The organism is Xanthomonas sp. WHRI 6106 (assembly GCF_040202405.1).
Classification (GTDB): domain Bacteria; phylum Pseudomonadota; class Gammaproteobacteria; order Xanthomonadales; family Xanthomonadaceae; genus Xanthomonas; species Xanthomonas cannabis.
This window is the reverse complement of the sequence record NZ_JBEGFC010000004.1, coordinates 252457-266839: the sequence shown is the minus strand read 5'-3', so window position 1 is coordinate 266839 and position 14383 is coordinate 252457. Positions and strand designations below refer to the sequence as shown.

General features: G+C 66.6%; 11 protein-coding genes. 6 read left to right on the top strand and 5 right to left on the bottom strand.

Annotation, left to right across the window (positions count from 1 at the left end):
- Positions 1 to 402 precede the first annotated feature (402 nt).
- Genes ABQZ09_RS08750 through ABQZ09_RS08735 form a run of 4 tightly spaced genes read left to right on the top strand, consistent with a single transcriptional unit; the run spans position 403 to position 2955 of the window.
- Entirely contained in the window at positions 403 to 921 is a 519-nt protein-coding gene (locus tag ABQZ09_RS08750; protein WP_228313589.1) for a dehydrogenase, read from the top strand.
- Positions 909 to 1667 carry a PIG-L deacetylase family protein gene (locus ABQZ09_RS08745; protein ID WP_349776679.1) on the top strand — a complete coding sequence of 253 codons (759 nt, stop codon included), beginning with the start codon at positions 909 to 911 and terminating at the stop codon, positions 1665 to 1667. Before ABQZ09_RS08750 ends, ABQZ09_RS08745 begins: the two co-directional genes overlap by 13 nt.
- On the top strand, positions 1664 to 2266 hold the full coding sequence (locus tag ABQZ09_RS08740) for a class I SAM-dependent DNA methyltransferase (RefSeq protein ID WP_039564036.1): 603 nt from the start codon (positions 1664 to 1666) through the stop codon (positions 2264 to 2266). Before ABQZ09_RS08745 ends, ABQZ09_RS08740 begins: the two co-directional genes overlap by 4 nt.
- On the top strand, positions 2263 to 2955 hold the full coding sequence (locus ABQZ09_RS08735; protein ID WP_039564035.1) for a glycosyltransferase family 2 protein: 693 nt from the start codon (positions 2263 to 2265) through the stop codon (positions 2953 to 2955). Before ABQZ09_RS08740 ends, ABQZ09_RS08735 begins: the two co-directional genes overlap by 4 nt.
- 78 nt (positions 2956 to 3033) lie before the next feature.
- Here ABQZ09_RS08735 and ABQZ09_RS08730 read toward each other — a convergent pair whose 3' ends face one another.
- Together ABQZ09_RS08730 and ABQZ09_RS08725 are read right to left on the bottom strand one after the other, a co-directional pair.
- Positions 3034 to 3444 carry a hypothetical protein gene (locus ABQZ09_RS08730; protein WP_349776719.1) on the bottom strand — a complete coding sequence of 137 codons (411 nt, stop codon included), beginning with the start codon at positions 3442 to 3444 and terminating at the stop codon, positions 3034 to 3036.
- 406 nt (positions 3445 to 3850) lie between these two features.
- Positions 3851 to 4192 (bottom strand): HPF/RaiA family ribosome-associated protein, encoded by a 342-nt coding sequence (locus ABQZ09_RS08725; protein ID WP_039406034.1) that lies wholly within the window; start codon positions 4190 to 4192, stop codon positions 3851 to 3853.
- Positions 4193 to 4634: 442 nt separating this feature from the next.
- Between ABQZ09_RS08725 and ABQZ09_RS08720 the strand changes: the two genes are divergently transcribed.
- The gene (locus ABQZ09_RS08720; protein WP_503018769.1) at positions 4635 to 7031 is read left to right on the top strand and encodes a DUF3772 domain-containing protein; all 2397 of its coding nucleotides are present in this window, start codon (positions 4635 to 4637) and stop codon (positions 7029 to 7031) included.
- A gap of 124 nt (positions 7032 to 7155) precedes the next feature.
- On the opposite strand, the gene ABQZ09_RS08715 is transcribed toward ABQZ09_RS08720, so the two are convergent.
- Positions 7156 to 9264, bottom strand: a complete 2109-nt coding sequence (locus tag ABQZ09_RS08715; RefSeq protein ID WP_349776678.1) for a phosphoglycerol transferase I — start codon at positions 9262 to 9264, stop codon at positions 7156 to 7158.
- Positions 9265 to 9635: 371 nt separating this feature from the next.
- Complete coding sequence (locus ABQZ09_RS08710; RefSeq protein WP_349776677.1) at positions 9636 to 11360, bottom strand: ABC1 kinase family protein; 1725 nt, start codon at positions 11358 to 11360, stop codon at positions 9636 to 9638.
- A 253-nt stretch (positions 11361 to 11613) separates the two neighbouring features.
- Here ABQZ09_RS08710 and ABQZ09_RS08705 point away from each other — a divergent pair, with 253 nt between their 5' ends.
- A complete protein-coding gene (locus ABQZ09_RS08705) occupies positions 11614 to 12555 on the top strand; it encodes a DUF808 domain-containing protein (RefSeq protein WP_184374719.1) in 942 nt (313 codons plus the stop codon).
- 146 nt (positions 12556 to 12701) lie between these two features.
- Here ABQZ09_RS08705 and ABQZ09_RS08700 read toward each other — a convergent pair whose 3' ends face one another.
- A complete protein-coding gene (locus tag ABQZ09_RS08700; RefSeq protein WP_349776676.1) occupies positions 12702 to 14330 on the bottom strand; it encodes a GGDEF domain-containing protein in 1629 nt (542 codons plus the stop codon).
- Positions 14331 to 14383 lie beyond the last annotated feature (53 nt).

Sequence of the window (14383 nt, the reverse complement as noted above, 5' to 3'; positions counted from 1 at the left end):
GTGCTAGACCATGTGCGCGCGGTTCCCGATCTACCGTGGCCGGGCGCTGGGCAGACCCGTGCGCGCTGGCGTGCATTGAGCGCGCTGGGAGCCGAGAGCCTGCCACTGGCAAAAGTGCTGGAAGCGCATTACGACGCGCTTGCCATCCTGTCCGAGGCGGGCGAGCCGGCGCCACCGGCCGGCACCCTCTGGGCGGTGTGGGCAGCGGGCGGCCCGGACGATACCGTGACCTACGACCACCGTCTGGGTGCGTTGTCCGGCACCAAGCCGTGGTGCAGTGTGGACGATGTGGTGACTCACGCCCTGGTGACCGTCAAAGATGGCGAGAAGCGTCCTCTTGCCGCCGTGGGGTTGGGTGCGGGCAGTTTCGAGCTGGATGCCGGCCAGTGGCACGGCCCGGGCATGGTGGGTATTCCTACCGGGATCGGCCATTTCGCCAGTGCGCCTGCCCGCCTGGTGGCCGATGCCGACTTCTATCTCCAGCGGCCCGGGTTCTGGCACGGCGGTGCCGGCATCGCGGCTTGCTGGTATGGCGCGGCAACGGCCATCGCCGAGCAGGTGCGGCGTTCTTCCCGGATCGTGGGCAATCCGTTTGCTGCAGTGCATGTGGCGGTCATCGATGAGCAGCTCCATGTCGCCAAGCTTGCGCTGTGCGAGCTGGCCGCGCAGATCGACGATGCGCCGGGCACCGACCATCGTCATGCGGTGACGCGCCTGCGGTGCCTGATGGACCGCGTGTGTCGCGACGTGCTGGAACGCGCGGCCCTGGCGCTTGGCCCGGTGTCGCTGTGCTGCGACGCCGAGCATGCACAACGCTGCGCAGACCTGGCCGCGTTCATCCGCCAGTGTCACGCAGAGAAGGACGAGCAGTGGCTGGGAGAACAGCTGCATGCCTGCGAGCACACTCCATGGGCTCTCTGAGGGGCGGGCACATCGAAGGGCAGGGCATCAGCGAAGCACGCTGGCTTGCCTCGCGCACACTGGCGACATTGCCGCGCATCCGTCTGGACCAACTCATTGGCAGCGCTGCCAGGCTGGTCGTGGTTTCCCCGCATCCTGATGACGAGGTGCTGGGATGCGGCGGGCTGCTGGCCATGGCCGCAGCCGACGGGATGGACATCGTGATCGTTTCAGTGACCGACGGAGAGGCGGCCTATCCTGGCGAGGCGGCGTGGCCGCCGCCACGGCTCGCCGCGGCGCGCCGCGAGGAGCTGCATGAGGCGCTGGCCTGTCTTGGCATCGATCCGGCAAACGTGGTGCGCATCGCGGTTGGCGATGGGCAGGTGCAGGCGCATGGCGACGTGCTGGCTGCCCGACTCGCTGCGTTGATCAGGCCAACGGATGCGGTCTTTGTGACCTATGCAGGCGATGGGCATCCGGATCATGAAGCCTGCGCCGATGCGGCGATCAGCGTGGCGGCCGCGTGTGGCGCACGGCTCGTTCAATACCCGGTGTGGGCATGGCACTGGGACGACCCGGAGAACAGCACGATGCTGGCATCGGCCACGCGCCTTGCACTGACCGACACCGCGCGTGCAGCCAAGGCGACGGCGCTTGCCGCGTTCAAGACACAGACCGGCGAGGTCGTCCCCCGGTTGGCCGGGCCCATCCTCCCGGCCTGGGCGTTGGCCCGTTTCCAGCGAGATTTCGAGGTCTATATTGCATGAACGCGCAGACCAACGCGGATTACTTCGACGGCATCTATCAACGCCCGGACCCATTCGGCTACGGCACGCGCTGGTACGAATCGCGGAAGCGCGACATCCTGCTGTCCACCCTGCCGAGGGCGCAGTTCGCACGCGGCTGGGAGCTGGGCTGTTCCAATGGCGAGGCCACGCGCGGGCTTGCGGCGCGCTGCGACAGCCTGCTGGCAACGGACATGTCTGCGGGCGCGGTGGCGCAAGCCAGGCAGCGCGTGGGCGAACGCAGCAACGTGGAGATCCTGCAGGCATGCCACCCGCAGCAGTGGCCTGTGGGCAGTTTCGATCTGATCGTGCTGAGTGAAATCGGCTACTACCTGGAGCCACAGGAACTCGATGACCTGGTCACGCGGGCTCAGCGCTCGCTGACTGCGGAGGGGCTGTTCGTTGCCTGTCATTGGAAGCATCCATTCGATCAGGCCCGTCAGGACGGCGTGTCGGTGCATGCCTGCATCGCACGTCTGCTCACGCTTGCGCTGGCCTACCGCTACGAGGACAGCGACTTCCTGCTCGAAGCGTGGGCGGTGCAGCCGGTATCGGTTGCCCAGCAGGAAGGCCTGCGATGATCGCCGTGCTCATTCCCGCCCATAACGAGGCCGACGATATCGTTGGGTGCCTGACCGCGGTCTTTGTCGCCGCTTCGCATCCGGATCTGCGCGAACCTGTGGATGTCATCGTGGCGGTGGACCGATGCACCGATGCGACCGCGAAGATCGCCTCGCTGATGGGGGCCAGGGTGGTCGATGTGGCCAGCCCGTGGGGCGTGGGCGTGGCGCGCGCGGCGGCCGCCTCTGCGGCGATCGACCTCGGTGCCGATTGGCTCGCCATGACCGATGCCGACTCGCGCGTTCCCGCTGACTGGCTGATCGAACAGCGCCGTATAGGTGCCGGGGTCTTCTGCGGGATCGTGGAAGTGGCCGACTGGTCGGGCTATGCGGACGAGGTTCGCAGCGCCTTCGAACAGACCCAGCCCAGGGGCGAAGGCCACGGGCGGATCCATGGCGCCAATCTGGGCGTCAGCGCCGAGCTGTATCGACGCTGTGGTGGCTTCCCCTCGCTGGCCTGCAGTGAGGATGTGGCGCTGGTGCGCGCGCTGCAGCGCATCGGTGCCCCAATCCGCTGGTCCCCGCGTGCTGTGGTCATCACCAGCGCGCGTCGGCAGGCGCGTGCGACCGGCGGGTTTTCGGACTTCCTGAAACAGCTGGAGGCGTGCCCGCCAGTGGAAGAGCGCGCGGTGGCCGTCCCTACGCTGTGACCAGATCTACGTCTCATCCACTCGCAAGCGCGTCGATAGCAGGATCCCTGGCGCAGGTCATTGCGCTGTGGCAAGCGACTAGCGTCCACCCTGAAATCGAAAGCTGAAGCGAGCCGCCCGTGCGGACGCTCCAGCGATGGGCACAGGCGTGGCATTTATCAGGGTCAGCATGCCATCGGCCACGGGGACCGGGATGCCCAGTGTGAGATCAAGCTGCTTCGACCAGCCGCCGCCCATTACCGTGGCCCTGACGATCAGCCGCCCGGCGTGAATGCACTGAACATCGGCCGGGCAGCGGCTGTCTTCGATCACCCGGTCGGGACGTACCTTGGGTCCATCGACTGCCGCAATGTCGCCCAGACGGACGGGGCCTTCGATCGGCGCATCGGCGGTGGCACTCGTCGCTGCACACCCGGCTAGCGAGACGGCCCAGAGCACGATGGGTACAAGAGTGCGCAAGAGCGGGCCAGTTGTGTGGCGTTGACGCATGATCATCCGGTTCCAGGTTCGATCCTGCTGGGTACCGGCCACATGGCTCGTCTGGTGTGATGGCATCGGTTTCGGAGCTGGCCACGTGACTTCCGGGCGTGCGTTGCACATTGGCATCACAACGCACTTGCGGGCCACGTGCTGCGAGGCATTACTTGATCAATTCAGACGCGCGACGCCAGTACAGCGCTCCAGGTGCTACAGCGGGCTATCACTGAAAGGCGTCCGTGCGTCTCGACATTGCGGCAACCACCAGACGCAGCCACTTCATGCAATCGGCGTGCGTGGTCGATCCTGCCGAGTGGCTCACGCATTTGTGAAGCGCCCCGACGCCACGCATTCAACGTCGGCGTCGGGGCGGCTGGGCCATGACCAAGGCGGTGCGCGGTAAAGCGCCCGCCGCGACTTAGAGGCTATCCGGCGCCGGTGCGGTGGCCTTGGCGTGCTGCTTGCCGCGTGCATGCTCGATCGCGGTGCGCAGCTTGCGGGCAGCGCCGGTCACGGCCGAAGCCGTGGTCTCGGCGCTGTTGGTGGCCGCAATCGGCGGCAGGCCGGCGACGTGGGCTTCGATACTGCAGGTACGATCCGCTGCGCCGCCGCGCTGGCCGTTTTCGTCGCGCAAATGCACGTCGACGCGGGTGATGTCATTGGCAAAATGCGCCAGCTGGGCGGTGCAGGTCTTCTCGACATGCTGCACGACAGAGGGGTCATGCGGCACGTGCTTGTCGGTCTGGATCTGAATCTGCATAGATGTCTCCTTCGCGGTCATCCGCTGCGTCTGCCGTAGCGGTAGCTTGATTCTGCGGCAGCGCGGTGTTGCCGCAAGGTGACAAACCGCCGCATGTTCATGCACGGGTTGGCTGTGGCTTGCGGCTGAGGCCGGCTGTTGCAGCGCATGAGGTTCGGAGACATGGCCAAGTGCATGCGCACGACCCGCTGGCAGGTGAGCCGCTGTTGCGAAGCAGCAGCCCTGTGTTGAAGCACTCGCGTCTGGGTCGTTATGTAGTCGGCAGCCGGGCGGCGGGTTGCATGAATCGTCCCCGCGGTGACGCTCGGCGCGACCGGGGTGGTGGCTTAAGATGCCCGCACCGCGCGGTGCTGCGCCTGTCCGATACCTGCCTGTGTCCGAGCTTCGATCCGCCCTGAGTGCCCGTTCGCGCGTGTTGCGGCATGTGTTGGTGTGCTGTGTGATGTGGTTGGTCTGCGCCGGCGCGGTGCTCGCGCAGGACGAAGACGCCCTGCTTGAGACGGCACAGAAACAGTTGGACGGCACGCAAAAGGTGCTGGATCAAGCGGATGTCGGACTGGAAAAGGCAGACGACGAACAGCTGCGCACGCTGATCGACCAGGTGACGGCGGCGCAACGGCAGGTACAGGATCTGGCACGTCAGCTGGATCCGCCGCTCAAGCAGGTGAGCTCTCAGCTTGCGGGGCTGGGTGAGGCGCAGAACGGCGAGGCCACCGATCTCAAGAAACAGCGCGCATCATTGAAGAAAGAACAGAGCGCGCTGGATGCGGAATTCAAGCGGGCCAATCTGCTGGAGTCCAAAGCCCGCGACCTCGCTGATCGCCTCGAGCAGAAGCGCGCTCAACTGTTCAGCGTGCAGATGACGACCCGCGTTGCCTCGCCCTTGTCGCCGGCGCTCTGGAACGACATTGCGCAACACTGGCCGGACGACCGCACGCGGCTGCAGCGCCTCTACGACGAGGCCGCCCAGCTGCTGCGTACCGGTATCGCCGCCAACGGCGTCGGCGGCCTGGTGACCGGTGGACTGATTGCGCTGCTGCTGGCGTTTCCGCTGCGGATGTTTCTGCGACACCTGGGGCGACGCTATGCAGCCTCGCGCGCGCCCGGCGGTCGCTTGCGGCGCTCCGGGCTGGCGTTGTGGTTTCTGTTGGTCGGCATGCTGAGCCTGGGCATGGCGGCATGGGTGCTGGCCGAAACCGTGCGTGCGATGGCCCAGGTACCGGCCGACCTGGACGAGCTGCTCAGTGCATTCGTCATCATCAGCTTCGTTGCGGCCTTCGTGGGTTCGCTCAGCGCCAGCTTGCTGATGAAACATCAGCCGACCTGGCGGCTGTTTCCGCTGGATGACGCCACCGTCGATCGCCTGCGCGTGCATTGCCTGGCCACCGCTGCGGTGATCTGGTTCAGCGGCATGGCGATCAAGCTCAACGAGGTGGTGCAAACCAGCAGCGCGGCCACCACCGCCACCGACGCGGTGGCGGCATTGGTGTACGCCGGGCTGATCCTGTCTGCGCTGGCCGGGCTGAGCCTGTCGTTGCGCGCGCGTGCGGCCAGCGCCGGGGCGGCCAGTGCCGACAGCACCGAGCCACCACCGGTGGTCTCGCGGGGGGGCGGCGTCATCGTGCTGATCCGTCTGCTCGGGCATGTGGCGGTCATTGTGGCCCTGCTGTCAGCGCTGTTCGGCTATCTCAACCTCGGCTTGTTCATCGCGCGACAGATCATCTGGATCACCTTGATCTGCAGCTTGCTGGGGCTGCTGGTGGTCTTTGCCGACGACCTGTTGAGCTGGGTCTTCAAGCCGGACGGGCGCTTCAATCGTGCGCTGTCGCATGCCTCCGGCGTCGGCAGCGGGCGGCTGGTGCAGCTGGGCCTGTTGCTGTCGGCCCTGGTGCGCGTGGTGCTGATCCTGCTGGGCATCGCCGCACTGGTGACGCCGTACGGCGCCAATCTCTCCGCCGTGACCGGCTGGGTCGAGAACGTGTCGCACGGTATCCCGATCGGCAAGGAACTCACCATCACGCCGGCGGCAGTGGTGCGCGCGCTGCTGGTGTGTGTGCTGGGGCTGGGCGTGGTGCATATAGTGCAGCAGTGGTTGCTCAACACCTACCTGCCCAAGACCGAACTGGATGCCGGGGCGCGCAATTCGATCAGCACCGTGGCGCGCTATCTGGGTTGGCTGGTGGTCGTGGTGTGGGGCCTGACCGCGTTGGGCCTGGATCTGAAGCGGCTGGCGTTGGTGTTGAGCGCGTTGTCGGTGGGTATCGGTTTCGGTCTGCAGGCGATCACGCAGAACTTCGTGTCGGGCCTGATCCTGCTTGCCGAGCGGCCGGTCAAGATCGGCGACTGGGTGCGCATCGGCGATCAGGAAGGCGACGTGCGACGGATCAGCGTGCGTGCGACCGAGATCCAGGTGGGCGACCGCTCCACGTTGATCGTGCCCAACTCGGAGCTGATCACCAAGAGTGTGCGCAACATGACGCTGTCCAATCCGATGGGACGGGTGCAGCTGCAGTTCTCGGTGCCGTTGGAAACCGATGTGGCGAAGGTGCGCGACATGTTGCTGGCACTGTTTGCCGAGCATGCCAAGGTGCTGGCCGAGCCGGCGCCATCGGTGTTCATCGATTCGCTGGCGGGCGGTCACGTCAACTTCAATTCATTCGCCTACGTCAGTAGTCCGCGCGACTCGTATGGGGTGCGCAGCGAGTTGTTCTTCGCCCTGTTGCAGCGGATGGAGGCGGTGGGTATTGCACTGCAGTCGCCACAGGAAATCCGCTTCAGTCGCGCAGGTGCAGCGGCGGCGCGTGATGCAGGGGATGGCACGCCTGTCTCGGAACACTGAGCCCGTGCGCCCTGCATGGCCACGTCGCAGTCACTCGTTGCTGCAACACTGTGCCGAGGCGGCCGTACCTGGCCTTCGCCGCCGCTGAATCCACGCTCAAGCCAAATACGTGCAGCAGCTCGACTCAGGAGCGGTCCGCCACCGGGGTGTCCTTGACCAAGGCCAGATCGTCCACGCTGACGTCTTCGGTGTAGTCCAGCCAGGCGCGAATTTCCAGGTCTTCCACCGCATGTTCCAGACCGACCGGCATGCGGATGCGTCCGGCGGCGTCGGGTACCACCCACTGCTGGGCCAGCACCACCTTGCGTTCGGACGACACCGCTTCGACCCAGAACGCGCGGGTAGGGCGACGCTTGGCATAGAGCTCCAGCATGTAACTGCCGGCATCGGTCTTGCGTGCGGCCTGGGTGAGCATGATGGGCTGACGCACACGGGGGCGCGGGCCTTGCTGCGTTGCCTCCAACGGCGCATCGACGGTGATGCCGCGGGTCAGGTCCGGGTCGCGGTACAACTTCATGTTCTGCTGGCGATCGACCACCAGCGCGCACCAGTCGCCGTCGGCCGAGCCGTCTTCGAACGCAGTGCAGCGGTCCACGTAGGCCAGCGTGCCATCGGAGTGGCTGCGGTCGAACTGGCGCGAGGTGTTTTCCAGATACACCGTTTTCAGTTCGGTGTCCTGGTCGTATTCCAGCAGCACCGGCGGGCGCACCTGCTGCACGCCCACCACCACATCGCCATTGCCGTTGACGCGCAGCATGCGCGTACTGCGCCCCGTCCAGAGCGTGCGGGCGTAGGCAAGATAACGGGGATACTCCTTGCCGCTGTCGCGACTGGCGGCCACGCTGGCGCTGGGCGGCGCATCGCTGGCGAGCAGCGAGCGGCCGAACCCCAGCGTGCGCATGCCCGGTTCCAGCAACTGCAGCAGCGTGGCGCCGGAATCGAGCGTGCTGCCCGCACGCGTGACCACCTGCTGCGGCGCGATGCCCTTGCCGAGGAACAACAGCAGGTTCTCGCGCTTCTGGTGTGCAAGCACGTCGCTGAGATCGTTCGGCATGGCCAGGTGATCGGAGGCGATCACGATGATGGTGTTGTTGGCATAGCGGCTGTTGCGGATGCGCGCGACCAGCTCGCCGATCAGGCGGTCGCTGCATTTGATGGCGTGCAGCAGGCCGATGTCGCCCAGCGCGCTGTCGTAGTGCTGGCCCTTGCAGGCCAGCGGCAGGTGGCCGGCCGGGTGATGGGTGTCCATGGTCAGGGTGGTCAGCATGAATGGCTGGCCTGCGCGCGACAGCGTCTGAAAGCTTTCCCAGGCATCGTCCAGCAGCACGTCATCGTGCACGCCCCAGGCCGAAAAGTGCTGGGGCGCCACGCCCTTGTCGCGGAAGTGGTGAACGTCGTGCACCACGTCGAAGCCATGGCTGGACAGAAAACTGCCCTTGCCGGCGAAGCTGGCATCGGCACCGCCGACGTAATGGTTGCGGTAGCCCTGGTCCTTGAGATAGTCGCCCAGACAGCGTGCTTCGGGCAGGAACAGGCCCATGCGGTCCATGCTGTTTTCATCGCCGGGCGCGGTGGTGAGTGGCACCCCGCACATCGAGGCCACCATGCCGGCGATGGTCCAGCCGCTGCCTTCGGTGGAAGTGAGATTGCGCACATCCACCGCCTCGCTGGCGAGCGCGCGCAGGTTGGGCGTCAGGCCGGGAAACACCGATTCGTCGAAGTAGGTGCGCTCCAGACTTTCGCCATAGATCCAGACGATGTTCTTGCGCTTTTGCAGCGGTTGCTGCGGGACCTGGTATTCCGGCACCACGGTGGCGTAATCGACCGGACGCCACTGGTAGTACAGGCGCTTGCCGTCGCGATACAACGGGCTGACCGCGATGCTGACCAGCAGCATCGCCACGAATCCGCCGAATACCGCCGCGCCACCGCGGGGGCGTCGGAAGCGGCGCACCCTGACCAGCAGCAATGGGCTGAGCGAGAGCAGCAGCATGCCGACGAAGACGGCGATATAGCCGGAAAAATCGCTGACGCCGGCGCCATCCATGTCTGCACGCAAGTGATAGAGCGTTGCGGCGTTGATGCCGTCGCCGCTGAGCCGGTCGATCAGTCCCCAGGCGCTGAGCAGCAGCAGAAACAGCGATAGCAGGCCAGCCTTGAGCCACGCCAGACGCGGCGAGGCGACCAACAACCACAGCAACAGCAACAACGAGAACAACAACATCCAGTGCATGCGCAGCGTCCGTGGGGGAATGGTGCGAGCGCGTACCGGACGCCTTGCTCGCCATGTCCGGTGTCATCTGCAATGTGACACCTGGATGACGGACTATGCCGCGCTGAAGCTGACTGAAATGTTTGCTGGAGCCCAGCGCCCGCCGCAACGCGGCACAGCGCGCGCGCCGACGATCATCTGGTCGCCGTCGCGCTCGCTGGCGGGTGGCAGTCCTTGCATTCCGCACCGGGCGTGCTTCCCGCGCCTGGGCGACATATGGATGCCGCCATGTCGCCCGGTCCACGTTACGCGGCGGTCTTGGCAGGCGAAGCGGGGTGAAACCCTGTCGCGCCCGGGTGCGCTCCTACGCGGAAGTGTGGTCTGTTGAAGTGCTAGCGATGCCCGCGTTCTTCGCGTGCACGCACGCGGCGGTCGAACAGCAGTGCGCTGAGCACGATGCCAAGGCCCAGCACCACGCCGAGCAGGAACAGCACCATCGCAATGGCCGGGTAGCCCCACAGCTTGAAGCCGGTCTCGATGCGCATCATCTGGGCCGAGGCCATGATCAGCGCGGCGGTGACGATGCCGGCCGCCACGCGGTTGGCGATCTTCTGCAGGCTTTCCATCAGATGCGATTCTTCCAGCCCGGTCACGCGCATCTGCAGCCGATTCTCTGCGGCCAGCGACAGGATCTCGGACATGCGGCGCGGGCCTTCGCGCACCAGATGCTGCAGTTCCATTGCCTCGCTGGCCAGGTTGGCCGCAGACAAGGATTTCTTCAGGCGCGCGCGCATCACGTGCTGCAGGTGGCGCTCGACGATGCGGCGGGTGTCCAGCGCGGGCGACAGCGCGCGGCACACGCCTTCCAGGTTCAACAAGGTCTTGCCGAGCAGGCTCAGCTCCGGCGGCGTACGCAGCCCGGTGGAGGTGGCGATCCGCACCAGATCCAGCACCACGCGGCCCTCGGAGGTGGTGTCGTGCGCAGCGTAGCGCGCGATCATCTGCCCGGTTTCGCGCTGGTAACGGTCTTCGTCGTAGTCCTCCAGGCGCGTGCTCAACGCAATGGTCTCTTCGGCGACTTCTTCGCCCCGCCCATCGACGGCGGCAAACAACAGCTTGAGCAGGCGCTCGCGCAGGCGGGGTGGCACATGCGCCACCATGCCCAGGTCGAAGATGGCCAGGCGTCCGTCCTGCAGCACGCGCAGGTTGCCCGGGTGCGGGTCGGCATGGATTTCGCCATGCACGAACATCTGGTCCAGATATCCCTTCACCAGCTCGGCGGCCAGGTTGTCCATCGGCTGCTCGGTGCGGCGCAGGCCGGAGATCTTGTCCACGCGCACGCCTTCGGCCAGCTGCATGGTCAGCACCTTGCGGCTGCTCAGGTCCCAGATCGGCCGCGGCACCCACAACAACGGGAACGGCTCCAGGTGCTTGCCAAAGCGCACCAGGGTCTCGGCTTCGTCCTCGTAATTGAGCTCGGCGCGCAGGGTCTTGCCGAATTCGCCCAGCCAGTCGGCAAAGCGCACGCGCCGGCCGATGCCGGTCAGCCGGTCGGCGGCGGTGGCAAAGCTCTTGAGCACGTCCAGGTCCGAGCGCACCTGCGCGGCCACTTCAGGCTTCTGCACCTTGACCGCCACCGGCGTGCCGTCGCGCAACGCGGCGCGGTGCACCTGTGCCAGCGACGCGCAGCCCAGCGGCACCGGGTCGAAGTGCGAGAAGGCCTTGTTGACCGACACGCCGAGTTCTTCCTCGATGATCTGGCGGATGCGCTCCACCGGCACCGAGCTGGTGTTCTCCTGCATGCGTTCCAGCGCGGTGGCGAACTCCGGTGGCACGATGTCCGGGCGCGTGGACAGCATCTGGCCCAGTTTGACGAAGGTGGGGCCGAGCGATTCCAGGTCCGAGACGAACTGGTCCGGGGTGCCTTCGGCAGGCACTTCGTACTCGTTGATGGCACCCGGGTCCAGGTTCATGCCGGCAAACACACCCGACCCGCGATAGCGCAGCAACAGACGCAGGATCTGCGTGCGCCGGCTCATGCCGCCCACCACGGCGTGTTCGGCCGGGGTCGCGGCCGAGGCCGGTGTGCGGTGCGGGTCGTTGGGACTCAAGGCCATCTCCGGTGCGTCATGCAAGCGGCGAGTGTGGCCAGCGCCGGGTCGTCAGGTGGTGAATCCGGGCCCGCCCGCAGCCGTGGTGCGAGCGCTGCCGGCGGCCGCCGCAGGATGCGCCTGCGATGCAGACCGATGCCGGCATCGGCCGCGCAACGGCGCGCAACGATCGCGCAATGGTCTGCCATCACCCCACGCGCGGGCGGGATCGGCGAGAATTCACGCCCACCCACGCACGACCACCCCCAAGGACCTCCGCATGGCCGGTGCCAGCCTGTTCACCCTGCTCGACGACATCGCCACGTTGCTGGACGACGTTTCCATCCTGACCAAGGTCGCGGCCAAGAAGACCGCCGGCGTGCTGGGCGACGATCTGGCGCTCAACGCGCAGCAGGTGACCGGAGTCACCGCCGACCGCGAGCTGCCGGTGGTGTGGGCGGTGGCCAAGGGCTCGCTGGTCAACAAGGTGATCCTGGTGCCGGCGGCGCTGGCGATCAGCGCGCTGGAGGCCTGGCTGCGCGGGCGCGGCTACAACATTCCGCTGGTGATGCCGCTGATGATGATCGGCGGTGCCTATCTGTGCTTCGAGGGCGTGGAGAAGCTGGCGCACAAGTTCCTGCACGACGAAGAGGAAGAAGCGCAGCGGCATGCCGAGCGCACCCGCGCCCTGGCCGATGAGCAGGTCGATGTGGTGGCGCTGGAAAAGGACAAGGTCAAGGGCGCGATCCGCACCGACTTCATCCTGTCGGCCGAGATCATCGTGCTCACGCTTGGCTCGGTACAAGACGCGCCTTTTGAACAGCAGGTTTTGACCGTGATGGCGATCGCATTGGTCATGACCGTCGGTGTATACGGCTTAGTCGCCGCCATCGTAAAGCTGGACGACCTAGGCTTGTATCTCAGCAAGAAGGGCGCGGCGTTGGCTGCGTTTGGCCGCGGCATCTTGATTGGTGCGCCATGGCTGATGAAGTTTCTATCGGTGGCTGGCACGGTTGCGATGTTTTTAGTGGGAGGCCACATCTTGGTAAAGGACATTCCCATCCTTCACCACACGGTGACGGACCTGGCCACGTCGGCCGGTGGCCTGGGCTGGCTGGTCGAAGCGCTGGGCAACATGCTGGTCGGCGTGGTCGCCGGCGCGGTGGTGCTGGCGGCAGTCACCGGGTTCCAGAAGCTGCGCGGGACCAAGGCGGCCCATTGATGCCTGGCGCCGGCGTCGGTCGGGCGCCGCAGCGGCGACCTGACCAATGCCGTATCGCCCGGGCCGGCCTGGTCACCGCGCCGGGGATTCGCACTTGAACGCGCCCGGCCTGCCTCGCCAGCGATGCACACGCCGGGCGCTGAGCATCAGTCGGCGCTGATCACCCGGTTCTTGCCCGCGGCCTTGGCGTCGTACATGGCGCGGTCGGCGCGGCGGACCAGGTCGTCCTGGGTTTCGTCGGTGTGCCGCAGCGCCACGCCGGCGCTGAAGCTGACAAAGATCCGCACGTCCTCGTGCAGCAGCGAGCGTTGGGCCAGGGCGCGCTGGAGCCGGATGACCGCCGCGCTGGCTTCGAAGATGGTGGAGTCCGGTAACAGCAGCACGAATTCCTCGCCCCCGAACCGGGCGATGGCGTCGGTGGTGCGCAACACCGCCTTGGCCACGTCCACGGTGTGGCGTAGCGCGGCATCGCCGCCAGCGTGGCCGTGGGCCTCGTTGAGCCGGCGGAAGTCGTCCAGGTCCAGCAGCGCAACGCACAGCGGCTGCCCGCCACGTTGGGTGCGGGCGGCCTCGCGCTGGAACAGTTCTTCGAAACCGCGCCGGTTGAGCGCCCCGGTGAGCTGGTCCTCGCGCACCAGCCCGGCGACGGCATTGAGCTCCTGTTCGAGCGAGGCGATGCGCTGTTCGGCGTCTTCCACCTGGCGGCGTGCCGACAGCAGTTCGTCGCGTGCAGCCAGCGCCTGCGCCTGGACGCCAGCAGTGTCCTGCAGCACATCCTGCAACAGGCGATTGAGGTCGGGAATGCTGCGAGCGTCGCCGATCGCCTGCGAATAGCCGGCAACGCGGTCGTGATATTCGCCGGTGCTGGTGGCCATGCCGTCGAGCCGGTCGACGAAGGACACCATCATCTCGCGCATGGCGGTCTTGGAATCGGCAATGCCCTGCTTGAGCAGGCCCTGCTTGTAGATCACCTCGCGCAAGGTGCCACGCGCCTGCTCGATCGACTCCCCGTCCAGCGGGCCGGCCAGCAGCTGCCGTACCACCGAGATCTGGCCCTGCAACCAGCTGCGATCGTCCAGGAGTTCGCCGACGTTCTCCAGCAAGAGGTCGAATAACCCCAGCAACAGGTTCTGCTGTTCGCTGGCATCTTCGGCGCGCAGGCCGATCTGGTGGCTGAGCTCGCGCAGGCGCTGCTCCAGCGTGATCAGCTCGTGTCCGGGGCGCCAATGGCGTAGCGCCGAGGCCAGCGTCTGCGCTTCCTCGGCCAGCTCCGGGCTGCGTTGCAGCAGGGTGGCCAGGGCATTGCCTAGGGCGTGCCGGAGCAGGTCGCGCAGCTGTTCGGCTTCGGTGCGGCCTTCGGCCAGCGAATCGCCGATGTCGATGGTGCGGATGTACTTGTCGATCAACTGCCGCAGCGTGCGGCCGTAGCCCAGCCAGTCGCCGGCCGCGTAGGCCGCACTCAGGCGCACGCCCATGTCGCCGAGCTCGCCGTGCAGGCTGGCAATGCCTTCGGCAAACGCCAGCAGCAGGGCCTCCGGATGCGCAGCATGCGAGAACAGCCGGATCAGCATGGCGGTGGCGGCCGCCGGGTCGGGCGCGCCCGACTTGGCCTTGGCCGGCACCAACTGATGGGCTGCCAGCCCATGCCCGCCATGCGTGCTGCCGCGCACGCTGGGAAGCGCGGCAGCCGTACGCGCGCTGTCGGTGCCGCCCCACGGCAACAGACGGCGCAGCCCGCCACGCGGGCGGCTTGGAAGTTCAGGCTGGTCAGCCATGCCAGGTCTCGAAGGTCGACGTGCTATGGCGGGTTATCGGCCCGCGCGCGGGT